General features: G+C 67.5%; 20 protein-coding genes. 9 read left to right on the top strand and 11 right to left on the bottom strand.

The features are described from left to right. Positions 1 to 3: 3 nt before the first annotated feature. Entirely contained in the window at positions 4 to 1,557 is a 1,554-nt protein-coding gene (locus AC07PF_RS32335) for a DUF4331 domain-containing protein (RefSeq protein ID WP_007854953.1), read from the bottom strand. Between the two features lie 343 nt (positions 1,558 to 1,900). Here AC07PF_RS32335 and AC07PF_RS32330 point away from each other — a divergent pair, with 343 nt between their 5' ends. After that, complete coding sequence (locus tag AC07PF_RS32330) at positions 1,901 to 3,610, top strand: methyl-accepting chemotaxis protein (protein WP_494614643.1); 1,710 nt, start codon at positions 1,901 to 1,903, stop codon at positions 3,608 to 3,610. Positions 3,611 to 3,649: 39 nt separating this feature from the next. Here the strand turns inward: AC07PF_RS32330 and AC07PF_RS32325 are convergent, their stop codons facing one another. Both AC07PF_RS32325 and AC07PF_RS32320 read right to left on the bottom strand, forming a co-directional pair. Next, positions 3,650 to 4,060 (bottom strand): DUF5655 domain-containing protein, encoded by a 411-nt coding sequence (locus AC07PF_RS32325; protein WP_494614642.1) that lies wholly within the window; start codon positions 4,058 to 4,060, stop codon positions 3,650 to 3,652. A gap of 21 nt (positions 4,061 to 4,081) precedes the next feature. Further along, the gene (locus tag AC07PF_RS32320; RefSeq protein WP_494614641.1) at positions 4,082 to 4,633 is read right to left on the bottom strand and encodes a PadR family transcriptional regulator; all 552 of its coding nucleotides are present in this window, start codon (positions 4,631 to 4,633) and stop codon (positions 4,082 to 4,084) included. 149 nt (positions 4,634 to 4,782) lie between these two features. Between AC07PF_RS32320 and AC07PF_RS32315 the strand changes: the two genes are divergently transcribed. The 3 genes from AC07PF_RS32315 to AC07PF_RS32305 are packed head-to-tail and all read left to right on the top strand — an operon-like array spanning position 4,783 to position 9,032. Beyond that, a complete protein-coding gene (locus AC07PF_RS32315; RefSeq protein ID WP_494614640.1) occupies positions 4,783 to 6,843 on the top strand; it encodes a 2,4-dienoyl-CoA reductase FMN-binding domain-containing protein in 2,061 nt (686 codons plus the stop codon). Positions 6,844 to 6,874: 31 nt separating this feature from the next. Beyond that, positions 6,875 to 7,315: a nuclear transport factor 2 family protein gene (locus AC07PF_RS32310; RefSeq protein WP_007854945.1), complete on the top strand. Its 441-nt coding sequence runs from the start codon at positions 6,875 to 6,877 to the stop codon at positions 7,313 to 7,315. A 34-nt stretch (positions 7,316 to 7,349) separates the two neighbouring features. After that, a complete protein-coding gene (locus AC07PF_RS32305) occupies positions 7,350 to 9,032 on the top strand; it encodes a long-chain-fatty-acid--CoA ligase (protein WP_494614639.1) in 1,683 nt (560 codons plus the stop codon). A gap of 66 nt (positions 9,033 to 9,098) precedes the next feature. On the opposite strand, the gene AC07PF_RS32300 is transcribed toward AC07PF_RS32305, so the two are convergent. The 3 genes from AC07PF_RS32300 to ompR form a co-directional block, all read right to left on the bottom strand. Then, positions 9,099 to 10,325, bottom strand: coding sequence for a GGDEF domain-containing protein (locus tag AC07PF_RS32300; protein ID WP_494614638.1), 1,227 nt, complete (start codon positions 10,323 to 10,325; stop codon positions 9,099 to 9,101). A gap of 700 nt (positions 10,326 to 11,025) precedes the next feature. Next, positions 11,026 to 12,558 carry a sensor histidine kinase family protein gene (locus AC07PF_RS32295; RefSeq protein ID WP_108016536.1) on the bottom strand — a complete coding sequence of 511 codons (1,533 nt, stop codon included), beginning with the start codon at positions 12,556 to 12,558 and terminating at the stop codon, positions 11,026 to 11,028. Between the two features lie 12 nt (positions 12,559 to 12,570). Further along, the gene (gene ompR / locus AC07PF_RS32290) at positions 12,571 to 13,302 is read right to left on the bottom strand and encodes an osmolarity response regulator transcription factor OmpR (RefSeq protein WP_007859588.1); all 732 of its coding nucleotides are present in this window, start codon (positions 13,300 to 13,302) and stop codon (positions 12,571 to 12,573) included. 194 nt (positions 13,303 to 13,496) lie between these two features. On the opposite strand from ompR, the gene AC07PF_RS32285 reads away from it, so the two are divergent. Continuing rightward, entirely contained in the window at positions 13,497 to 14,213 is a 717-nt protein-coding gene (locus AC07PF_RS32285; RefSeq protein ID WP_494614637.1) for an SIMPL domain-containing protein, read from the top strand. A gap of 34 nt (positions 14,214 to 14,247) precedes the next feature. On the opposite strand, the gene AC07PF_RS32280 is transcribed toward AC07PF_RS32285, so the two are convergent. Further along, positions 14,248 to 15,024 carry an SDR family oxidoreductase gene (locus AC07PF_RS32280; RefSeq protein WP_494614636.1) on the bottom strand — a complete coding sequence of 259 codons (777 nt, stop codon included), beginning with the start codon at positions 15,022 to 15,024 and terminating at the stop codon, positions 14,248 to 14,250. Between the two features lie 131 nt (positions 15,025 to 15,155). Between AC07PF_RS32280 and AC07PF_RS32275 the strand changes: the two genes are divergently transcribed. After that, positions 15,156 to 16,055: an AraC family transcriptional regulator gene (locus AC07PF_RS32275; RefSeq protein ID WP_494614635.1), complete on the top strand. Its 900-nt coding sequence runs from the start codon at positions 15,156 to 15,158 to the stop codon at positions 16,053 to 16,055. Between the two features lie 10 nt (positions 16,056 to 16,065). On the opposite strand, the gene AC07PF_RS32270 is transcribed toward AC07PF_RS32275, so the two are convergent. From AC07PF_RS32270 to AC07PF_RS32260, 3 genes are all read right to left on the bottom strand, one after another. Beyond that, complete coding sequence (locus AC07PF_RS32270; RefSeq protein WP_494614634.1) at positions 16,066 to 16,698, bottom strand: YdeI/OmpD-associated family protein; 633 nt, start codon at positions 16,696 to 16,698, stop codon at positions 16,066 to 16,068. 25 nt (positions 16,699 to 16,723) lie between these two features. Continuing rightward, a complete protein-coding gene (locus AC07PF_RS32265) occupies positions 16,724 to 17,152 on the bottom strand; it encodes a hypothetical protein (protein WP_494614633.1) in 429 nt (142 codons plus the stop codon). A 113-nt stretch (positions 17,153 to 17,265) separates the two neighbouring features. Further along, on the bottom strand, positions 17,266 to 18,207 hold the full coding sequence (locus AC07PF_RS32260; RefSeq protein ID WP_494614632.1) for an AraC family transcriptional regulator: 942 nt from the start codon (positions 18,205 to 18,207) through the stop codon (positions 17,266 to 17,268). A gap of 102 nt (positions 18,208 to 18,309) precedes the next feature. Between AC07PF_RS32260 and AC07PF_RS32255 the strand changes: the two genes are divergently transcribed. From AC07PF_RS32255 to AC07PF_RS32245, 3 genes are all read left to right on the top strand, one after another. Further along, complete coding sequence (locus tag AC07PF_RS32255; RefSeq protein WP_494614631.1) at positions 18,310 to 19,080, top strand: SDR family oxidoreductase; 771 nt, start codon at positions 18,310 to 18,312, stop codon at positions 19,078 to 19,080. A 123-nt stretch (positions 19,081 to 19,203) separates the two neighbouring features. Next, positions 19,204 to 19,908: a response regulator transcription factor gene (locus AC07PF_RS32250; RefSeq protein ID WP_007859599.1), complete on the top strand. Its 705-nt coding sequence runs from the start codon at positions 19,204 to 19,206 to the stop codon at positions 19,906 to 19,908. A gap of 4 nt (positions 19,909 to 19,912) precedes the next feature. Next, positions 19,913 to 21,865, top strand: coding sequence for a sensor histidine kinase (locus AC07PF_RS32245; protein WP_494614630.1), 1,953 nt, complete (start codon positions 19,913 to 19,915; stop codon positions 21,863 to 21,865). A gap of 12 nt (positions 21,866 to 21,877) precedes the next feature. Here AC07PF_RS32245 and AC07PF_RS32240 read toward each other — a convergent pair whose 3' ends face one another. Next, complete coding sequence (locus AC07PF_RS32240) at positions 21,878 to 22,516, bottom strand: LysE family translocator (protein ID WP_494614629.1); 639 nt, start codon at positions 22,514 to 22,516, stop codon at positions 21,878 to 21,880. Positions 22,517 to 22,782 lie beyond the last annotated feature (266 nt).

Genomic DNA, 22,782 nt, shown 5'->3' with positions numbered 1-22,782 from the left:
GCATCAGAAGTTCTTGGCGCCAGGCAGCGGCGTGTTCACGTACGGGAAGGCGGTCTTGTAGTCGGTCGCCTTGGTGCGTGCGCCGTCCACGAACTCAACCGCGCCGGCAGGCGCATCGGCGGGCTTGCAACCCACCTTGAGCGCATCGGTCGCACCGGTCAAGGTGCACAGCGCACCCATGGCCACGCGCAGCGAGACGTCGACCACGTCATCGCCCAGGCGGCGCCCGTTGGGGAAGCCGGCGGCATCGCCCGCCACCACGCCCAGCGAGTTCTGCGCGCTGGCCGGCGTGGCCGCAATGCCGGTATTCAGGCGCAGCATTTCCGCCAAAGGCCCACCGGTACCCAGTGCCGTGATGTTGCCCGGGCGGTTGACGGTGGGCAGGCCCGTGAGGAAGGCCGTCATCAGGTCCGTGCGCGGGAAGTTGGTGGGAGCCTGCGCGCCGAACAGCACCTGGACCAGGGCCGGCAGCGTGGGGTGGGTCACATAGTCCGCGAAGTTGGCGGCATCGTCCTTGGGGCGGGAGGCGTTGAACTTGTCCTTGTCCTTGAGGCCGATGACGACTTCGTTCACCAGGGGCATGCCCAGGCGCGACACCTGGGTCCAGGCGCCGCCGGCCTTCTCGCTGGCCTGCAGGCCGGAGTCGGGCTTGCCGTTGAGCACGCGCGCCTGGCGCAGGCTGGCCGTGGTCCAGCCGCCAATGACCTTCTCGCCCGATGCGGCGGTCAGGCAAGCGGTGGGCATCTCGACGGCGAGCGAGGTCACGTTCTTGCTGGCGATCTGGCCCGCGCCGAAGGCCGCCGCATTCGATTCGCTGGTGATCACGGCAGCCGGCGCATTCACCAGGTCGAAGATGGTGCCCAGCGACACCGGGAAGGGGTCCTGCCGCTGGCCCACGAACACCTTGCCCGGCGTGGCGCAGCCGGGCACGTTGATGCCATACACGTACTTGCCGGCATAGGCGTCGTAGGCGGCGGCGTTGCCCAGCGACTTCTCGCCGATGTAGTCGATGGGCTTGGTGAAGGTGGTGCCTCCACCGGCCATGGTGATTTGTTCGCGCTTGCCGGTGCGCCGGTCGCCACGCACGATGAACATCTCGTACTCTTCGCGGTAGGACACCGGGTCTGCCGCCGCGCCCGTGATCCCGCCCGCATTGCGCAGCGGTATGGCCACCTTCTTGCGGGCGCCGTCCGGGCCGATGTCCAGGGTGATGCCGGCCCCGCCGTTGTTCAGCGTGTTCTTGAAGCGGAACTGCAGCGTGATGTCTTCCGCTGCATCGCCGTTGTTGTCGATGTGGATCTCGTACAGCGCATTCGGGTCCAGGCTGAAGTAGTTGGGCCCGCCATAGGGATCCTGCAGCGGCAGGTAGTTGGCAATCATGGTGACGAACCCGCCACGCCCCGCCTCGTAGCTGTTGAAGAGGTAAAAGTCCGCACCATCGACCTTGGGCTGGGTGGTGATGAAGGGCGCCTCTCGGTGGCTGGACGCCAGGCTGACGCCTGCCGTGCAGGCGGCAAGCGCTGCAAGCGCCAACAGACTGAGTTTCCTGATTCGCATGGAGATCTCCTCGTGGGTATTCGGCCGTGAGCGCAATAGCTCAGGGGCTGATACGCCCAGCGCCTCTCGACGGATGCAGGGATATCGACTGAGAAGGGTTAACCCCTAGAAACTCCCACTTTCGGCAAGGCTATCCCTGCGGATACGGAGGTGGGGGCCGGTTTGTAGGAGAAGGCGCCGCCGTGGCAACCGAGGCCCCAAGCGTGAACCTGGAGAGGCCGAAGTAAGTATCTTTGCGCATTCCATTTCCGCGCCAGCGCGTACGATGGATTCTGCCGGCTGTAACAGTCTGTAGCTGAATCCCAGGGTTGTGCAGCCATGGCTTCCACCACGAGGAGACGTCATGAATACCGTCAGGAATCTCAAACTTGGCCTGCGCCTGGCGCTCGGCTTTGGTCTGATGCTTGCGCTGCTCCTGGGGGTGTCGTCCCTCGGGATATCGCGAATGGGAGATGTTCAGCACCGGCTCGACGACATCGCGAAAATCAACACGCAAGAGGCACGCCTTGCGGTCGCCATGCGCATCGCGGTCAACCAGATCGCGATTGCGAGCCGGGACATCGTGCTGCTATCGGACGAGGGGGCCATGCGCAAGGTGAACGAGGAAGTGGCTCGCTACCGCGGCAACTACGATACAGCGCAAGACAAGCTGGGCAAGATGTTCACGGACATCGCCAGTACGAGCAAGGAAGAGAAGGATCTCTTTGCCAAGATCCAGGAGATGAAGGCCGCGACGACGCCCATCGTCGACAAGGTGGTCTCTCTCGGCCTGGCCAACAAGAACGAGGAGGCGACGGGGGTCTTGATGAACCAGCTGCAGGCCCCGCAAAGGCTGTGGCTGAACACCCTGGGCGAGCTGGCGGACCTGGAGGACCACCTCAACGCCAAGGCCGCCGAGGAGGCGGAGGCGGCCTATGGCGTGGCGCGCATCCTGATGCTGTCCCTGTGCGCCATTGGCATCGCCCTGGGGGTGCTGGCTGCCTGGGCCATCACCCGCTCCATCACGGTGCCGATTGCACGCGCAGTGCAGGTGGCGCAGACCGTGTCGTCGGGGGACCTGACTTCGCAGATCGAGGTCACCTCGCGCGATGAGACCGGGCAGCTGCTGCAGGCCCTCAAGACCATGAATGAAAGCCTGGTCACGGTGGTGGGCGCCGTGCGCACCAGCAGCGACAGCATTGCCACCGGGGCCAGCGAGATCGCCACCGGCAACCAGGACCTGAGCCAGCGCACCGAAGAGCAGGCCAGCAACCTGGAAGAGACCGCCGCCTCGATGGAGGAACTGACCTCCACCGTGCAGTCGAATGCGGAGACCGCCCGCCAGGCCACGCAACTGGCCTCGTCGGCCAGCACGGCCGCCACCAAGGGCGGGGCCGTCGTCAGCCAGGTGGTGGGCACCATGGACGAGATCGCGGCCAGCTCCAGGAAAATCACCGACATCATTGGCACCATCGACGGCATCGCCTTCCAGACCAACATCCTGGCGCTCAACGCGGCCGTAGAGGCGGCCCGTGCCGGCGAGCAGGGGCGCGGGTTCGCGGTCGTGGCATCCGAGGTGCGCAGCCTGGCGGGCCGCTCGGCGGCAGCGGCCAAGGAGATCAAGACCTTGATCGGCGACAGCGTCGAAAAGATCGAGGCCGGCACCCGCCAGGTGGGCGATGCGGGTGCCGTCATGAGCGACATCGTCGCGCAGGTCAAACGTGTCGCCGACCTGATCAGCGACATCAGCGCCGCCACCACCGAGCAAACCATGGGCATCAGCCAGGTCAGCGATGCCGTGAGCCAGCTCGACCAGGTCACCCAGCAAAATGCGGCCCTGGTCGAGCAATCGGCCGCCGCGGCGGACAGCCTGAGCAACCAGTCCGCGCGCCTGGTCGAGGCGGTCAGCGTGTTCAAGCTGGGCAGCGAGGCCGGCCAGGGGTTTGCGCCGGTGCCCGCGCCCGGCACGCGCAGGCCATCGGCCAGCGCCATTGCCGCCAGGTCGCCCGCCCTGCCGGCCGCCAAGCTGCCTGCCAAGGCGGGTGAAAAGACAGAGGACTGGGAAACGTTCTAGGAACCTGATCGTGAACAGGTTCTCACGCCGCTGCGGCGCTCAGGCCAGGGAGTGCGTGTAGGCCTCCTGCAGCAGCGGCTTCATGGCGTCCAGGTCGTGCGGGCTGCGCAGCCTGGCCACGTGCGTGACCTGCTTTTTGTCGGCCACGACCTTGATGAACAGCGGGTGGTCCACCTGGCGCCCCAGGTGGATGGCCAGCCGAACGGCGTCGGCCATGACGACGGCATCGGCAAAGATGCGCTGGCTGCGGAACAGCACATAGCGCTCGCGCGTCACCAGTTCCACCGGGCCCAGGGACTGCATGAAGCGCTCCAGCGCGCCGTACAGGTCCACGACCTCGGGCGGCCGGTTGCGCAGCACGGTGCTGCGTTCACCCGTTCCACACGCATGGCGCTGGTTCTTGCGGGTGAACTGGCGCTGGCATTGGGGGCACTCCCACAGGTTCGCCATGGTGGTCCGGGTGGTGGGTGATCAGGCGGCGCCGGAGGCGGGCGGGGGCGCGCCCAGTATCTCCAGCGCCTCTTTCGAGATCGCCAGCGACAGCTCTTCCTGCAGGATGCCGGCCTTGAGCACCAGGTGCTGCAGGCGGCGCTCGCGGCTCGGCTCCTTGCCCATGAAGTCGCGCTGCTCGATGCGCTGGTAGACGGCCAGCTTGTCCTGGTGCATGGCCTGCAAGCGGGCGATTTCCTTCTCCAGCCCTGTGGGGCCGACGGCGGCCTCGGCGCGCAGGCGCACCATGAGTTCGTCGCGCAGGGGCGTGGGGTCGTTTTGCTCGGCGATCCAGCGGCGCAGCTCCTTGCGGCCCGCGGGCAGCAGGCGGAACTGGCGCTTGCGGCCGCGGCCCGTCTCGGCCGGCAGGGCCTCGATCCAGAGCGCTTCTTCGAGCCGCGCCAGCTCGCGGTAGATCTGCTGGTGCGTGGCGTGCCAGAAGTAGCCGATGGACTTGTCGAACCGCTCGGCAAGCTCCGAACCCGAGCAGGGGTGTTCGACCAGGGCGGTGAGAAGGGCGTGGGGCAGGGACATCGGAAGGAAAAACGCGCGAAGGACGATTGCGGAATTCGCCATCTTGCCTGAATCGGGGGCGCTCTCCATTGTTTATGCAACCAGTTGCATAAATGCGGGATGCTGGCTATATTTGTGCAACTGGTTGCATAAACACAAAGGAGACCCCGATGAGTGCTGTCCTCAAACCCGCTGTGGCCCCGCTGGGCAGCAGCCCCTACCCGCACCTGCATGCCCCGCTGGACCTGGGCTTCACCACGCTCAAAAATCGCGTGCTCATGGGCTCCATGCACGTGGGGCTCGAAGAAGTGGCCAACGGCTTCGAGCGCATGGCCGCCTTCTATGCCGAGCGGGCGCGCGGCGAGGTGGGGCTCATCGTCACCGGCGGCATTGCGCCCAACGAGCGCGGCCGGCCCATGCAGGGCGGGGCCATGCTGGTCAACGAGCACGAGGCCGAGCAGCACCGCAAGGTGACGCAGGCGGTGCATGCCGAGGGCGGCAAGATCGCGATGCAGATCCTGCACTTCGGCCGCTATGCCTACCACCGCGACCTGGTGGCACCGAGCGCGCTGCGCGCTCCCATCAACCCCCACGTGCCGCATGCGCTCACGGCCGACGAGGTGGAGCAGACCATCGAAGACTTCGCGCGCTGCGCCGCGCTGGCCCAGCACGCGGGCTACGACGGTGTGGAGGTCATGGGCTCCGAGGGCTATCTGATCAACGAGTTCATCGCCCCGCGCAGCAACCAGCGCGACGACGCCTGGGGCGGCAGCTATGCCAACCGCATGCGCTTTCCGGTCGAGATCGTGCGGCGCACGCGCGAGCGCGTGGGGCCGAACTTCATCATCATCTACCGCCTGTCCATGCTCGACCTGGTGGAGGGCGGCTCCACGCTGGCCGAGGTGATCGAGCTCGCCCAGGCCATCGAGGCGGCGGGCGCCACCATCCTGAACACCGGCATCGGCTGGCACGAGGCGCGCATCCCCACCATCGCCACCAAGGTGCCGCGCGCGGCCTACGCCTGGGTGACGAAGCAGGTGATGGGGCAGGTGGGCATACCGCTCATCACCTCCAACCGCATCAACACGCCCGAGGTGGCCGAGCGCCTGCTGGCCGAGGGCTGTGCCGACATGGTCTCCATGGCGCGGCCGCTGCTGGCCGATGCCGACTTCGTGCGCAAGGCGCGCCAGGGCCGGGCCGACGAGATCAACACCTGCATCGCCTGCAACCAGGCCTGCCTGGACCATACCTTCGGCGGCAAGATCACGAGCTGCCTGGTCAACCCCCGTGCCTGCCACGAGACGGAGCTGGTCATCGCGCCCGCGGCGGCGAAGAAGCGCATCGCCGTGGTCGGCGCCGGCCCCGCAGGCCTGAGCTTTGCCGTCACGGCCGCGCAACGCGGCCATGCGGTGGTGCTGTTCGATGCGGGCAGCGAGATCGGAGGCCAGCTCAACATCGCCAAGCAGGTGCCGGGCAAGGAGGAGTTCTACGAGACCCTGCGCTACTACCGCCGCCAGCTGGAGCTGCATGGTGTGGAGGTGCGCCTGAACACCCGCGTGGACGCGCAGGAGCTGGCCGGCCAGGGCTATGACGAGGTGGTGGTGGCCACCGGCATCCGGCCGCGCACGCCCGATATCGAGGGCATCACCCACCCCAAGGTGCTGAGCTACCTGGACGTGCTGCGCGAAAAAAAACCTGTGGGCCAGCGCGTGGCCGTGATTGGCGCGGGCGGCATCGGCTTCGACGTGGGCGAGTACCTCACGCACGAAGGCGAGAGCGGCGCGCTGGCACCCGCCAAGTTCAACGACGAATGGGGCATCGACACCGGATATGCCCAGGCCGGCGGCCTGCGCGCCGCGCAGGTGGAGGCGCCCGCGCGCCAAGTGCACCTGCTGCAGCGCAAGGCCAGCAAGGTCGGCGACCAGTTGGGCAAGACCACGGGCTGGATCCACCGCACCTCGCTCAAGGCGCGCAATGTGGGCATGAGCTCGGGCGTGGCCTATGAGCGCGTGGACGACGCCGGCCTGCACATCACCATCGACGGCCAGCCGCGCCTGCTTGATGTCGACCACATCGTCGTCTGCGCCGGCCAGGAGCCGCTGCGCGAACTGTACGACGCGCTGCTGGCCGCGGGCCAGAGCGCGCACCTCATCGGCGGCGCCGAAGTGGCCGCCGAGCTCGATGCCAAGCGCGCCATCCTGCAGGGCACGACGCTCGCAGCCGCGATCTGATTTTGTTGAGAACCACCCGAGGAGACATCCCATGACCGAAGCCCCGAAGAACATCCACCCCGCCGTTGCCCGCTCGCTCGACACCTGGCACCACATGGTGGCCAGCCGCGACCTGTCGAACCTGCTCTCCATCGTGCACCCCGATGCGGTGTTCCGCTCGCCCATGGCGAACACGGCCTACACCTCGGCCCCGGCGCTGATGCTGGCCCTGTCCACCGTGATCCAGGTGTTCGAAGACTTCACCTACCACCGCCAGCTGGCCACCGACGACGGCCTGAACATCGTGCTGGAGTTCAGCGCCCGCGTGGGCGACAAGCAGCTCAAGGGGATCGACCTGGTGCGCTTCAACGAGCAGGGCCAGATAACAGAGTTCGAAGTCATGGTGCGCCCCCTGAGCGGCCTGCAGGCGCTGGGCGCGGAGATGGGCGCGCGGTTGGGTGACAAGCTGCCAGCGTTCAAAGCCAAGGCCTGATGCGTTCATAAAAAAAGAGACAGGAGACAAGCCCATGACCGCCACCGCCGCACCGCCAGCGTCCTCGCCCTGGGAAGGGTCCTACCCCGAGGCCCTGCGCAACTACCAGTTGGACCTGGCGGCACTGCCCGCCAATGCCGCGCACCTGGCCACGCAGGCCGCCACCGACCATGGGGACCAGCCCGCCTTCACCTTCGTGCTGCCCACGGGCGCGAATGTGGTTCGCAGCTTTCGAGAGGTCGATGCGCTGTCGGACGCCTTTGCCGCCTGGCTGGTGCGCGAGCAAGGGCTGCAGGCAGGCGATGTGCTCGCGTTGCAGATGCCCAACTGCCTGCACTACCCGATTGCGGTGTTCGGTGCGTGGAAGGCCGGGCTCATCGTGACCAACGTGAACCCGCTGTACACCGGGCGCGAGCTGCGCCTGCAGCTCGAAGACAGCGGCGCCAAGCTGCTGCTGGTGTGCGACCTGTTCCTGCCGGTGGCACAGCCTGTGGCCGAGGCGCTGGGCCTGCCCGTGATCACGGCCAGCCTGTGGGACTTCTTTGAGGAACCGGTGGCATCGGCCATCCGCGCCAAGATGGCCGGGCCTGCCGACCCCGCCGCAGCGCCGTTGCCGCGCATGGCCGATGCGCTGGTGCGCGGCCAGGCGCTGGCGCCCGTCGAGCGCCGCAGCCACCCCGTGGCGGTGTACCAGTACACGGGCGGTACCACCGGGCGCAGCAAGGGGGCGGTGATCACGCACGGCAACATCCTGGCCACCTTGCGCATCACGCGCGATTTCCTGGACGCCTACGACGGGCCGAAGCAGGGCGAGACCATGCTCACCGTGCTGCCCATGTACCACGTGTTCGCCTTCATGGTGAACTTCCTGGTGTTCTTTCAGGTCGGTGCACGCAACCTGCTGGTGCCCAACCCGCGCCCCATGTCAAACCTGCAAAAGACCTTCGAGCAGTTCGACGTGCAGTGGACTGCCGGCGTGGACACGCTGTTTGCCGGCCTGCTGGCCGAGCCCTGGTTCCAGGCCAGGCCACCCCAACTGCGCTATGCCTTCTCGGGCGGCACGGCCCTGCGCAGCTCGACCGCGCAGGCCTGGCAGGCCGTGGTCTGCCCCATCCTGGAGGGCTATGGCATGACCGAGACCTCGTGCATCGTCTCGTGCAACCCGCCTTCGGCCACGCCGCGCCTGGGCACCGTGGGCGTGCCCATGCCGGGCTGCCGCGTGCGCATCGTCGATGACCAGGGGCGCGATCTGCCCCAGGGCGAGCGCGGCGAGCTGCTGGTACAGGGGCCGCAGGTCGTGGCCGGCTACCTGCATGCGCAGGAAGACAGTGCCAGCGCGATCCGGGACGGCTGGCTGCACACGGGCGACATTGCGCAACTGGAGGAGGGCGGCTTCATCCGCATCGTGGACCGCAAGAAGGACATGATTTTGGTGTCCGGCTTCAACGTCTACCCCAACGAGGTGGAAGACGTGCTGGCCGCCCACCCCGACATCGCCGAGGCCGCCGTCATCGGCGTGCACGACGCCGGCACCGGCGAGGCCGTGCGCGCCTTCGTCGTGCCGCGCAACCCGGCGCTCACGGCCGAGGACGTGGAGCGCCACTGCCGTACCCAGCTCACGGCCTACAAGGTGCCGCGGCAGATCGTGTTCCGCGAGCAGCTGCCCAAGTCACCGGTGGGCAAGATCCTCAGGGCGTCGCTGCGTGAGGTGGGCTGACCTGATCCAGGTGGGGCGGTCGCACCTACCGCGCACTCCCGGGACTCAACTGCCTCGGGACCCTGGCTAGACCACCGTGTCGATCGGGCGCGTTGTGGATGTGCTTGCGCTCTGGGTGGGTTGATTTTCGTGAGCGCTCGGGGGCCATTCGATCCGGTTGCGTCCAGCGGCTTTGCCTCTGTAGAGGGCGGCGTCGGCTTCTCGCATGGCGTCCTCGAAGGCATGTGCGCCAGCGAATGGGTTGGAAACCCCAATCGTGACCGTGCAGTGCAGTGGGTGGGCCGTGCCAGCGGTATGGATTGCTTGATTTTCGATGGCTGCGCGCAAGCGCTCGGCCAAGTGCCTGACGCCGTGAACGTCGGAGTCCAGGCAGATGACCAGGAATTCTTCTCCACCGATACGGCCTGCCAGGTCGCCCCGGCGCACAGCGTACCGAAGTACCTCCGCCATATGGCGCAGCACGGTATCTCCGATTTGGTGGCCATGGGTATCGTTGATGCGTTTGAAGTGGTCGACGTCAACCAGCAGCAGGTGCGCAGGCTCGGCCTTGCGGGAGTTGAAATACAGCTGTAGCGCTTCCGTGAGTCCGCGGCGGTTGAGTAACTGTGTCAGGGGGTCACGCGCAGCGGTGTTGCGCAGCTCATCGGTCAAGCGGCGCAGTACCAGCCAAATGATCGAAGGTGGCAAGACTGTGGCCAGGGACGACATGTAGATGTAGAACACCAGTTGAAAACTGCCGTCCATCTGCAGTGCATCCAGGCCGTCATCCAGAAGTTTCACGAACTTGAGCGCATTGAGTACGCAGATGCCGCCGATGAGGGCTGCAAAAAATACCATCTCCGCGTACAGATCCCTGGCGAATGTGCGCACGCCATAGACCACGGTGATGACCATGGCCAGGAACAGCAGCGCAGACATGCCGGAGAGCATGGCGTGGCGGGCAACCGGGCCCAGTCCCCACTGCACCAGCACCTGCACTGCGCTGTAGGTCGCAGCCACTGCCAGCATTGGGCGCCACACAGGGACATGGTGCCCAAAGAAACGCATGGCACCCAGCCAGTAAGCCGCTGGTGAGGCCAATGTGAAGGTGTGATTGACGACGCTCATCAGGCTCCAGGCGGGGGCTCCTTCAGCCAGTTGCAGCACATAGGCAAAGCCCAGGAGAAGGTTGCCTATCGCAAAAATGTCCATCCCCATCTTTTTGCCGTGCAGGCGTCTGCTGACGAGCCAGAACATCACCGAAAAGCACAGCAGGTGTGCGCACAGCATGCCGACGAGAATGGTTGCAACCATGTTGACGTTGAGAGAGGGACGGAGCAGACGATCTGGGCAGGAGCCTGCGATGCATCGCTTCGCAATGGCGGCTCAAGGACGGTGCGTCCAGGGGGCGGTGTAACGATCAGTATCGTAAAAAATTGTGCGAGTTGAATGATCCTGCGGCCTGGGTGTGCCCACAGAGAAAGCGCTCTTCCAAACGGATGTTTGCGATCGCCAGGGTCTGCTGCTCCGCGTTCGTGCACAGGCTCGTGGATTCTGGAGCCATGCAAATCGCAGGCTCAGATCGAGCTGGTCCAGCCCTGCCTGGACCGCTGCGCTGATTCCGTCCACAAACAAGCGCGTTTTGGCGGGGATCAATCGCCCCGGATGCATCACCGCGTAGATGCCCCCTCCGCCCCATCCCTGCCACTCGGTCAGTATCTGAACCAGTGTGCCTTCTGGCACGGCAGCACTGGCCAGCCAGTCGGGTGGAGGACGATGCCTGCACCTGCAATCGCTGCCTGCAACAGTGGCTCGGAGTTGTCGGCCGACAGCGAGCCGGCAGGCCTGACGGTTCGCTGCTGTCCTTCCTGGGGTGCTCTCGAAGAAAGGCGGGGAAGTGCGGCGCAACCGGTCGTCTGCCAAAGGTGACCGGCAGCCAGATGCGCAGCAAGCCCTGCGGGCTCGGGACCACCGCCGTGAACTGTGGGTGGCCCGCTGTGGGGACTGCCGCTGCCTACACCTTGTCCTCCGCCCTGCGGCGCGGCAGCTGGCGCTTGACGGCGGGGCGCTGCAGGCGCTGCTTGGGGTCCACCCCATCGGGCAGCTCGCTGGCGCGCTGCAGCTGGATGTGGGCCACCAGGCCGCCGGTGCTGGAGTTGGCCAGCGCGAAGATGCCGCCCATGCGCTGCACCGTCTTGTCCACGATGGACAGGCCCAGACCCGCGCCGGCCGCGGCGGTGCGGGCCGAGTCGCCGCGGAAGAAGGGCTTGGTCAGGTTGGACAGCTGCTCGGGCGGCACGCCCATGCCGTGGTCGCGGATCTTCACCAGCACCCAGTTCTCGCGGCCCTTGGCGGCGATGTCCACGTTGGCCACGCCGGTGTCGTCGCCCTTGCCATAGCGGCGCGCGTTCTCCAGCAGGTTGGAGATCACGCGGGCCAGCTCCACCTCGTCGGCCAGCACGTTCAGGTCCTCGGGGATGGTCATGCTGATCTGCAGCTCGCGGTGGTCCTGCACGGCGTACACGCACGACGAGACCACGGCATGCAGGTTGACCGGCGTGAGCGTCACGTGGTCGGGCCTCGCGTAGTCGAGGAACTTGTCGATGGTGGCGTCGAGCTGCACGATGTCGGCCACCATGTGCTCGCGTGCCACGTCGTCGTTCACGCTCATCTCGGTTTCCAGGCGCAGGCGCGCCAGCGGCGTGCGCAGGTCGTGCGAGATGCCGGCCAGCATCACCGCGCGGTCCTGCTCGAGCTTGGCGAGCTTTTGCGCCATGCGGTTGAAGCCGATGTTCACCTCGCGGATCTCGCTGGTGACCACCTCCTCATCGAGATGGCTGGCGGCGAAGTCGCCGTCGCGCACGCGGTTGGCCGCGTACGACAGCTGCTTGAGCGGTCGGTTGATCAGCCGCGCAATGGCCGCCGCACCGGCCAGCGACAGCGCGCCTGCGGTGATGAGCCAGATCAGCCAGGTGCGCCCACCTGCGGGGCTGAAGCGCGAGCGGTCCATCAGCAGCCAGTTGGGGTCGCCGTTGATGTTGAAGCCCACCCACAGGCCGGGCTCGCCATTGACGCTCTGGGCCACGATGGTGTCAGGCCCCAGGCGCTGGGTGAGCTCGTCGGTGAGGCGGTTGCCCAGGGCCGTGCCGTCGAGCAGGGCGAACTGGTCCTTGGGCTCGCGCGGCAGGATGCGCACACCCTCCTGGTCGGCCATGGTCTTGATGAGCGAGACGCGCGCGATGGCGTCCGAATGCACCAGCGCCGCGCGGCTCAGGTTGACCAGCGAGGCGATCTGCTGCGCGGTGTGCAGCGTGCGCGGCTCGAATTCGAGCGCGCGCAGCGTCTGCAGCCACGCCAGGATGCTGCCCACCAGCAGCAAGGCCAGCAGGAAGAAGGTGCGCCAGAAGAGGTTGAGCCCCACGCGCGCCTTTTGCTCGCGCGCCAGGCGCACCGCTTCGAGCGGGGCCGGGCTGGTGGCTTCGGTCGGCGCGGTCACGGAGGGAGAAGGGCGCGGTGCAGACCGCCCCTTGGCGCCGGAAATGGACATATCCCTCGATTATCAGCTCGTGCCGTCCGGCACGAACACGTAGCCCACGCCCCACACGGTCTGGATGTAGCGCGGTGCGGCAGCGTCCACCTCGACCAGCTTGCGCAGGCGTGAGACCTGCACGTCCAGGCTGCGGTCGAAGGGCTCGAACTCGCGGCCGCGGGCCAGCAGGGCCAGCTTTTCGCGCGACAGCGGCTGGCGCGGGTGGCGCACCAGGGCCTTGAGCATGGCAAACTCGCCCGTGGTCAGGGGCAGCTCTTCACCGCTGCGCTGCAGGGCACGGGTGCCCAGATCGAACGTGAAGGGGCCGAAGTTCACCACCTCGTTGTCGCCCGAGGGGGCACCCGGTGCCTCCTGCGCAGGGCGGCGGCGCAGCACTGCGTGCACGCGGGCCAGCAGCTCGCGGGGGTTGAAGGGCTTGCCCAGGTAGTCGTCGGCACCCACTTCCAGGCCCACGATGCGGTCCACGTCCTCGCCCTTGGCGGTGAGCATGATGATGGGCGTGCGGTCGTTGGCCGCGCGCAGGCGGCGGCAGATGGACAGGCCGTCTTCGCCGGGCATCATCAGATCGAGCACGATGAGGTCCACCGTTTCGCGCAGCAGCAGGCGGTTGAGCGCCTTGCCGTCTTCGGCGACCATCACCTCGAAGCCTTCCTGCGTGAGGTAGCGGCGCAGCAGATCGCGGATGCGAGCGTCGTCGTCCACGACGAGAATCTTGTCGGTGCGGTTGGTTGTTGTGGCCATGTTGATCCCAAGTCCAATTTGTAACAGAGCCGATTCTGACTACTTGGAGCCGCAAAGTTCGGTTTTTGGGGGTATGTTTGACCAACTGTTACAAGTTTTGCGGAGCTTCGCACAGTTGCGGCACCTGCTTCACGGTGGGGTAGGCGCCAGCGGTTATCGTGGCGCCATCATTGTTTGACGAAGGTTCCACCCCCATGAAAATCACCACCCGCCTGATCGCCACCGCCGCCCTGCTGGCCTGTGCCGGCACCGCCATGGCCCAGGCCACGGCCCCGCAGGAGCTGCGCAATGTGGTGCAGTTGTCGGCCACGGGCACCGTGGAGGCGCAGCAGGACCTGCTGGTGGTCACCCTTGGCACCAGCAAGGAGGGCGCCGACGCCGGCGCCGTGCAGGCCCAGCTCAAGCAAGCGCTCGATGCCGCGCTGGCCGAGGCCAAGCGCAACGCCCAGCCCGGGCAGCTCGATGTGCGCACGGGCCCCTTCGGCCTGTACCCGCGCTATGCCAAGGACGGCAAGATCAACGGCTGGCAGGGCCGTGCCGAGCTGGTGCTGGAGGGGCGCGACTTCTCGCGCATCACCACCACCGCCGGCAAGGTGCAGACCATGGCCATCAGCCAGGTGGCCTTCGCGCTGTCGCGCGAGGCCCGCGCCAAGGTCGAGGGCGAGGCCCAGACCCAGGCCATCGAGCAGTTCAAGTCCCGCGCGGCCGAGCTGGCCAAGGGCTTCGGCTTTGCCAACTACAGCCTGCGCGAAGTGGCCGTGAACAGCAACGAGATGTCCCCCGGCCCGCGCCCGCGCATGATGGCCATGGAGGCGAACAAGGCTTCGTCCTTCTCCGATTCCGCCGTTCCGGTGGAGGCGGGCAAGGCACAGGTGGTGGTGACCGTCTCGGGTTCCGTCCAGATGCGCTGAGGCGGGGCAGGGCGGCCTGCCGCCGCCCTGGCGCTCAAAGCGCTTGGCCGCCGGATACCTCGATGCGCTGGGCCGTGACCCAGCGGTTGCTGGCATCCAGCAGGCTGGCCACCATGGGGCCGATATCGTCGGGCAGGCCGACGCGACCCAGGGCCGTGAGCTGGGCCAGTTGCTGGTTCAGCGCGGGGTTGTCGCGCACCGCGCCGCCGCCAAAATCGGTCTCGATGGCGCCGGGCGCCACGGTGTTCACCGCGATGCCGCGCGCGCCCAGCTCCTTGGCCAGGTAGCGCGTGAGCACCTCCACGGCGCCCTTGGCGGCTGCGTAGGCGGCATAGCCCGGCAGGGTCAGCCGCGTGAGGCCGGTGGAGAAGTTCACGATGCGCCCGCCATCGGCCACCAGGGGCAGCAGCGCCTGCGTGAGGAAGAACACGCCCTTGAAATGCACGTCGACCAGGCGGTCGAACTGGGCCTCCGTCGTCTCGGCGAAGCTGGCGTAGTCGCCATGGCCGGCGTTGTTCACCAGGTGGTCGATGCGGTCGCGCTGCCAGGTGGCCTGCAGTGCGGCGCGCAGGCGCTCGGTGAAGCCTGCGAAGCTGGCCACGTCGCCCGTGTCCAGCTGCAGGGCCACGGCCTGGCGGCCCAGGGCCTGGATTTCGGTGACCACGGCCTGGGCTTCGCCGGCCTGGCTGTGGTAGGTGACGACCACGTCGCCGCCGGTGCGCGCAATGGCGAGGGCGGTGTTGCGACCCAGGCCGCGGCTGGCGCCGGTGACGAGGGTGATGGTGGCTGGGGTGCGGGTGCTGGATGTCATGCGGGGGCTCCTTGTTGAACGGAATCCAGTGTCTGGCGCCGCCCCCCGGGCGTGTTGCGCAAACCACGCCAATCCTTGCCTGATTCTCCAAAATCAATGCCAAAGCTCCTACAAAGCGTTACGCTCGGCACATGACGTCACCTTCTCTGCTGTTCCAGGCCGTGGCCCGGTACACCGATGCCCATGCCCGCCAGCCCGGTGTGCAGCCGACCCCCATCCCGGGCATGACGCTGGTGCGCGCCACCGAGCCCAGCGGGCTGCTGCACGCCATCTCGCACCCGCTCATCTGCCTGGTGCTGCAGGGCAGCAAGCAGGTGACCATGGGGCCGCAGACCTTCGAGTTCACAGCGGGCGAGTCGCTGCTGATCACGGCCGACGTGCCCACCGTGAGCCAGATCACCCGCGCCAGCGCGGCCGCGCCCTACCTGTCGATCGCGCTGGAGCTGAACCTGCCGGTGATCGCGGACCTGTCGGCCCAGATGGGCGCCGCCCCCCTGGGCGACCACTCCCCCGTGCGCGTGGACCCCACCGACAGCGAGGTGGCCGATGTGGCCCTGCGCCTCATGCGTCTGCTGGAGCGGCCCGAGGCCGTGCCCCTGCTGCACGCCCCGCTGGTGCGCGAGCTGCACTACTGGCTGCTGGCCGGCCGCCACGGTGCCGCCATCCGCCGCCTGGGCTGGCCCGGCAGCCACGCCCAGCGCGTGGCCCGCGCGGTGGCCGTGCTGCGCACCGATTTTGCCCAGGCCCTGCCGGTGGAAAGCCTGGCCGCGCTGGCGGACATGAGCCCCTCGTCCTTCCACCAGCACTTTCGGGCGGTCACTTCGCTGTCGCCCCTGCAGTTCCAAAAGCAGCTGCGCCTGATCGAGGCGCGCCGGCTGATGCTGTCCGAGGGTGCCAGCGCCAGCACGGCCGCGTTTGCCGTGGGCTACGAGAGCGTGCCCCAGTTCACGCGCGAGTACGGGCGCCTGTTCGGCCTGCCGCCGGTGCGCGACATCCAGGCCGCGCGGGGCAGGGCGCGCGAGGCGGCGTGAGCCAAGGGGTTCAGGAGGCCTCCTTGACCTCCTTTGCCTCTTTGGCCTTCTTGCCTTGCGGGTAGATGGTCTCCCCGCGCGCCAGCATCTCCACGAAGGCCTCGATCTTCTTCCTGCGCCCCGCCTCGGTCTTGAGGTTGTGCACCCGAAACGCCAGCGCGAAGCGGTTCTGCTCGGTCAGGGTGGGCAGCATCTTGCGCGCCTGGGGGTGGGCGTCGATGGCGGCCTGCAGGTCGTCGGGGATCTTCAGGTCCTTGCCGCTGCCGTAGGCGCGGTCCCAGCGGCCATCGGCCTTGGCCGCGTCGACATGCGCCAGGCCGTGCGGCGTCATGCGCTTTTCCTTGACCAGCCGCGCCACGTTGTCGACATTGATCTTGCTCCACACGCTCTTCTTGCCGCGCGGGGTGTAGCGCTGCAGGTAGCTGGTGCCGTCAAGCCCCTTGCGAATGGCGTCGATCCAGCCCCAGCACAGCACCACGTCGATGGCTTCCTTGGGCGTGATCGAGGGCAGTCCCGAGGCGAGCTTGTGGATCTTGATCCAGACCTCGGTTTCCTGGTCGTGGTGGTGGCCGAGCCAGGTGTAGAAGGCCTTTGCGTCGGCAAACTCATGCACCTTGGTGGGGTCTACGATTACGGCTGCCATCGGAGGGGTGACTCTTTCTTGCTCGTTATTTGCTGAAGGCGATCAGCGTCCAGACGATGGCCGCCAGCTGCACGATGTTGATCAGGATGGCCGTGAGGTGCGTCCTGCGAAAGCCCGGGATGGCCGTCACGTAGTCGGTCGACGACTGTATCTGCGCGCCCAGCGCGTCCATCTTGGGGATGACCTGGCGGCGCAGCACGATGGCCAGCACCGCCAGCGCGGCCGCACCGGCGGCGATGCCCGGTCGGCCTGCCGCTGCAAAGCTGATCGCGGTGGCGGTGGCCGTCACCAGCGCCGCGCGGTAGTACAGGTTGAAGAAGCCGCGCACGAAGCGCGCGTCGAGCGGCGTATCGTGCTTGAGCACCAGCAGCGGGATGGAGCCCATGATGAAGTAGGCCGTGGTGACGAGCAGGGCCACCGTGAAGAACATGGCGGCGAAGAGGGATGCGGACATCGGTGTTTTCCTCCCTGCGGTGGGGATGGTGCTGCCTGTGCGGCAGGTGGCGCCATTTTAGGATTCAGCCCTGGCCAGTACCTCAGGGAATGCGAGCATGGCGGCACCACTCTCTAGGCCGCGCTGCCGGCCGCCTGTTCCTTGGCATACCGCCCCGGCGGCATGCCCACGTGCCGGGTGAAGGCCACGCCGAAGGTGCTGACCGAGCTGTAACCCACCTGCTCGGCGATCCGGGCCATCGCCAGCGCGCCGTGCCGCAGCATCTGCCGGGCCAGCGCCATGCGCCAGGCCAGCAGGTATTCCATGGGCGCGATGCCCACCGCACGGTGAAAGCGCCCGAAGAAAGCGCTGCGCGACATGGCCGCCTCCTGCGCCAGCCGGGCCATGGTCCATGGCTCGCCCGGGTGCTCGTGCATGCGGCGCAGTGCCAGCGCCAGCTGGGGGTCGGCCAGGCCGCGCACCAGGCCGGGCGCGGCCAGGGTGCGGGCCGAGGAGCGCAGTGCCTCGATCAGCAGCACCTCGAGCAGGCGCGCCATCACGATCTGGCGCGCGGGTCGGTCGCTGCGCGTTTCGTCGCCCACCAGCTCGACGAGGGTGGCCAGGCGCCGCTCGCCGCGCACGTGCAGCCACTGCGGCAGCAGCGGCACCAGCAGGGCCGCGTCGGGCGACTCGAACACGCAGTTGCCGACCAGCATGCGCACGTCCACCGCGCCCGCCGGGTCGCCCACGCGGGCGCCGCCCGGCATGGGGGCGATGGGGGTGGCCACGGCTTCGCCCTCGCGCGGCGGCTCGCGGCACAGGCTGCTGGTGGCAAAGCTGCGCGCAGCGGGGATCAGCGCAAAGTCGCCCTGCTGCAGCGTGAGGGTGTCGCTGCGCCCGGGGCCGTCGATGGTCAGATGGCAGCTGCCTTCGAGCACCACGAAGTAGAACGGCCGCCCCGTCTCGCTGCGCCGTACGGCCCAGGGGGCCGAGGCCACCACCAGCTTGGAGAACGGCGCCGCGGGCTGCAGCAGCGCGACGACTTCCGCCAGGGGATCGACGGCCGGGGTGCTCACGGGACTGGACGCTTTCGACAAAACGATGGACGGGCGAGTGTATTCAATCCAGGCCGGCGTTCCTACCATGCAGCCATCGCCAAACAACGGAGCCCTTGCCCCATGCCTGCCACCCACCCGTCCACCCACTCCTCCACCGTCCTCATCACCGGCTGCTCGTCGGGCTTCGGCCTCGAGACCGCGCGCTTCTTCCTGGCCCGGGGCTGGCGCGTCATCGCCACCATGCGCACGCCGCGGGAGGATCTGTTTCCCGCATCGGACCGCCTGCGCGTGCTTGCGCTCGACGTGGCCGATGCCGACAGCATCCGCCGGTGCATTGCCGAGGCGGGCCCCATCGACGCCTTGGTCAACAACGCCGGCATCGGCGTGCTGGCGCCGCTGGAAGGCATTGCCATGGCCCACGCCCGGGAAGTATTCGAGACCAACGTGCTGGGCACCATCGCCATGGCCCAGGCCGTGCTGCCGCAGATGCGCGAGCGCCGGGCAGGGGTGGTGGTCAACGTCACCTCCAGCGTCACGCTGCTGCCGCTGCCCCTGCTGTCGGTCTACACCGGCAGCAAGGCGGCAGTGAATGCCTTCACCGAATCGCTGGCGCTGGAGCTGGCGCCCTTCAACGTGCGCGCCCGCCTGGTGCTGCCCGGCCGCGCGCCCGGCACCCGCTTTGGCCAGAACGCGCTGCCGCGCATGGTCGGCAGCGTGCCAGCGGCGTATGCGGAGTTCCGCGACGGCGTGTACGCCGCGGTGCGCGATACGTCCACGCCCGTCACCCATGCGCAGGACGTGGCCGAGGCGGTGTGGCGTGCGGTGACCGATGGGGCGGCGCCGATGCGCCTGCCGGCGGGAGCGGATGCAGTGGCTTTGGCGGGTGCGTAGCAAGGGCGGGCAGGGCGGGGAATGTGCTCCTTGTCCCTAGAACTGGGGACAGCGCAGATGCGAGCGCTGTGGGAAACTCCGCAGCTCCTGTTGTCGCCGAGAGCTTTCATTCACGCCCGCCCCATGCCCGCAGCCATTGCCAGCCCCGCTACCATCCGGATTGCCATCGTGGAGGACGATCCTCAGTTCCAGGCCGCCGTCGCCTCGGCGATCCGCCAGACGGACGACATGCGCCTGCTCTGGGTGGCCGATACGCTGGCGCGGGGGCTGTGCGCCTTGAACGACGGGCCGGCGGCCGACGTGCTGCTGGTCGACCTGGGCCTGCCCGATGGCTCGGGCATCGAGGCCATCGCCGCGGCCGCGCGGCTGTGGCCCGCCTGCGCGGTGATGGTCAGCACCGCCTTTGGCGACGAGGCGCATGTGCTGCAATCCATCGAAGCCGGTGCCAGCGGCTATTTGCTCAAGGACAGCATGCCCGAACGCATCGTGGGCGAGATCCGCAGCCTGCACGCGGGCGGCAGCCCCATCAGCCCGCTGATCGCGCGGCAGGTGCTCATGCGCTTCAAGCAGGCCGGTGCGCCGGCACCGGGGGCCGCTGCTGCCCACGCCGATGCAGACACCGACGCCAGCAACGTGGTCACCTTGTCCGCCCGCGAGCGCGAGGTGCTGCTGTACATCACCAAGGGCTTCACTGCCGACGAGATCGCGCGGGTGCTGGAGGTGTCGCACCACACCGTGCTCACCTTCGTGCGGCGCACCTATGCCAAGCTCAAGGTGCGCTCCAAGGCCGAGGCGATCTACGAGGCGCGTGCGCGGGGCCTCATCTGACGCCGTGGCCGCTGTCCTGCGTTCCGCCTGCCTTGCCTTTCTTGCATGCTGCCTGCTGTGGGGCGGTGTGCTGCAGGCCTCCGAGCCCCCGCAGCAGGCACTGCCCGGGGAGCACAAGGCGGTGCACATCGGGAAGGCGCAGATGTTCAGCCGCCCCAGCCTGGGCTTCACGCCGCCGCCCTATGTGCTGGGCGCTGACCTGCCCGGCGGCGCCTGGACGGTGGTCGACCTGCCCTATGCCGAGTCTCCGCAGGTGCGGATGCAGCCGCCGCAGGACCCGCCGCTGACTACGGAGGTCTGGTACCGCCTGGCGGTGCCCATGCTCGCGCAGGAGGAGGCCAGCCCCCTGTACCTGTACCTGCCGCGCTGGAAGTCGGACGGCCAGGTCGCCATCTACGCCGATGGACGGCTGCTCTACCAGTCGGATGCGAAGTTTCTGTGGAACGCCGTGAACCTGCCCCTGTGGATCCCCCTGCAGGGCACGGCCGGGGCGCCCGCCGTGCGCGAGATACAGATCCGCGGCCAGCGCCTGCGCCAAACCGGCGCCGCTTTGTCCACCGCATGGGTCGGTTCCAGCGCGGCCATCGGCTGGCGCTACCAGGTGCGCTACTGGCTGCAGTCCGACTTTCCGGCCATGAGCAGCGCCGCCTTCCTGGCCGCGGGCGTCTTCGCCCTGGGTGTGTGGGTGTGGCGGCGCCGGGAGGCGCTGTACCTGCTGTTCTTCGTGATGTCCGCTGTGGCGTTCGTGAGAACGCTGCACTATTTCGTGAGCCGGCAGCGGCTGCCGATCAGCGATGAATGGTTCGGCTGGATCACTGTCAGTTCATTGTTCTGGTTGGTGCTGACCGCGCATTTCTTTCTGCTCTACATGCATGGCGTGCGCCACCGCTGGCTTACCATCACGGCCTGCACGATCACCGCGGCGGTGAGCGCCGTGACGCTGCCGATTGTGCCCGCGCTGCCCAACGCGGCTCTCCTTTCTCCGCTGCTGTACGTCGTGCTGCTTGTGCTGGGAACCACGCTTTTCGCCATGGCGTGCCTCGATGCCTGGCGCGTCAGGTCCAAGGAGGCAGGCCTGCTCGCGGGATGGGGCCTGATCAGCCTGCTGGCAGGCGGCTATGACTGGCTGCTGCAAAGCAATCTGCTGGTCAACGTGGAAGGCATGTACCTGGGGGCCTATAGCAACATCGGCGTGTTTTTCATTTTTTCTTACGTCGTCTTGCACCGCTACCTGGCCGCCATCGATGGCATGGAGCGCGTGAATACCCACCTGGAGCAGCGCCTGCGCGAGCGCGAGGGCGAGCTGGCGCAAAGTTACGCACGCCTGCGCGACGTAGAGCACCGCGAGACCCTGGTGCAGGAGCGACAGCGCCTGATGCAGGACATGCACGACGGCCTGGGCTCATCGCTCACCAGCGCACTGCACCTGGTGCGGCACGGCAAGGCCGGCAGCGAAGAGCTGGCCCAGGTGCTGGCCGAGTGCATGGACGACCTCAAGCTGGCCATCGACTCCATGGAGCCCGTGGACGCCGACCTGCTCTTGCTGCTGGCGACCTTGCGCTTTCGGCTCGCGCCGCGTCTGGAGGGCCTGGGCATGGCCTTGCGCTGGGAGGTGCAGGACGTGCCCCTGGTGCCATGGCTCGATGCCGCCAGTGCGCTGCACCTGCTCAGAATCCTGCAGGAGTGCTTTGCCAACATCGTCAAGCATGCCCAGGCCTCCTGCATCCGGGTCGAGTGCGAGGTGCACGGGGGCGGGATCGAGGTGCGCGTGCTGGATGACGGCCGTGGCTTCGACGTGGACGCCGCGCTGCAGGCGCGCGGCCGCGGGCTCAAGAACCAGTTGCGCCGGACAGATGCCATTGGCGCGCGCCTGTCCTGGGCCAGTACGTCGGCTGGCACGCGCTGCGTGCTATGGCTGCCGCTGGAGTCGGGCGCTCCTGGCCCGAAGGTGGCTTGAACCTGGCTATTTTCAGCCCAGCTTGTGCCGCGTGTTCAGCAGGCCCAGCCCCAGCGCGATGAAGGTACCGCCCACGATGCGATTGAACAGCTTGGCACGCGCCACCACATGGCGCTTGACCAGCGAGATCAGCGCCACGTAGAAGGCGTGCGAGATCAGCGCGCAGACGGCGAAGGTCGTGGTCAGCAGCAGGTACTGCGTGAACAGCGATTGGCCCGGCACGATGAACTGCGGGAACAGCGCCGAGAAGAACAAAATGGCCTTGGGGTTGGTGAGCGACACGCCCATGCCCTGCGCCACCAGCTGCCAGTTCTTGCGCTCGCGCCGGTCGGTGGGGGCCTGGCCGGCATCGCTGCTGATCAGCGCATCCTTGCTGCGCCAGCGCTTGACGCCCAGCCAGACCAGGTACATCGCGCCCACCACCTTCATCACCAGGAAGGCGTTGGCCGACATGCTGAGGACGGCGCCCATGCCGATCATCGCCAGGCCCGAGACCACGTAGATGCCCGCCGAACTGCCCACCGAACTGAAGGCCGTGCGCCGGGCCCCGACGTCCATCGAATTCGACACCGCCAGCAGCACGGCCGGGCCGGGGGTGAAGCACATCAGCAGCGAGACGCCGCAGAAAAGGAGCCAGTGGGTGAGGGTCATGGTCGGGGCTTTCGTCGTTCGTCGTCGGTCCTTGCGGACGGCGAGGGGGTATTTTCGTTGGGTTGGCTTTTGTGTGTTGTCAGGGGTCTTTTTTTGCCCTGCAGTGGGGATCATGTGCTTTATTGGGGGGAGCATGCTTCGTCGTGTGGCTTAGCGTGGGTGATGGTTGCTTTTTGCTTTGGTTGAGGGCGGAGGCCGGGATGTGCGCCCGGCGGCGCAGTAACTTTCTCTTGCGTCGCCAAGAGGGTGTAGAAGAAACCTATTTG

It is taken from the genome of Acidovorax sp. GW821-FHT10A04, from assembly GCF_059415825.1.
Note: the sequence above shows the minus strand (reverse complement) of the source record. Positions and strands in the feature narration are given on the sequence as shown.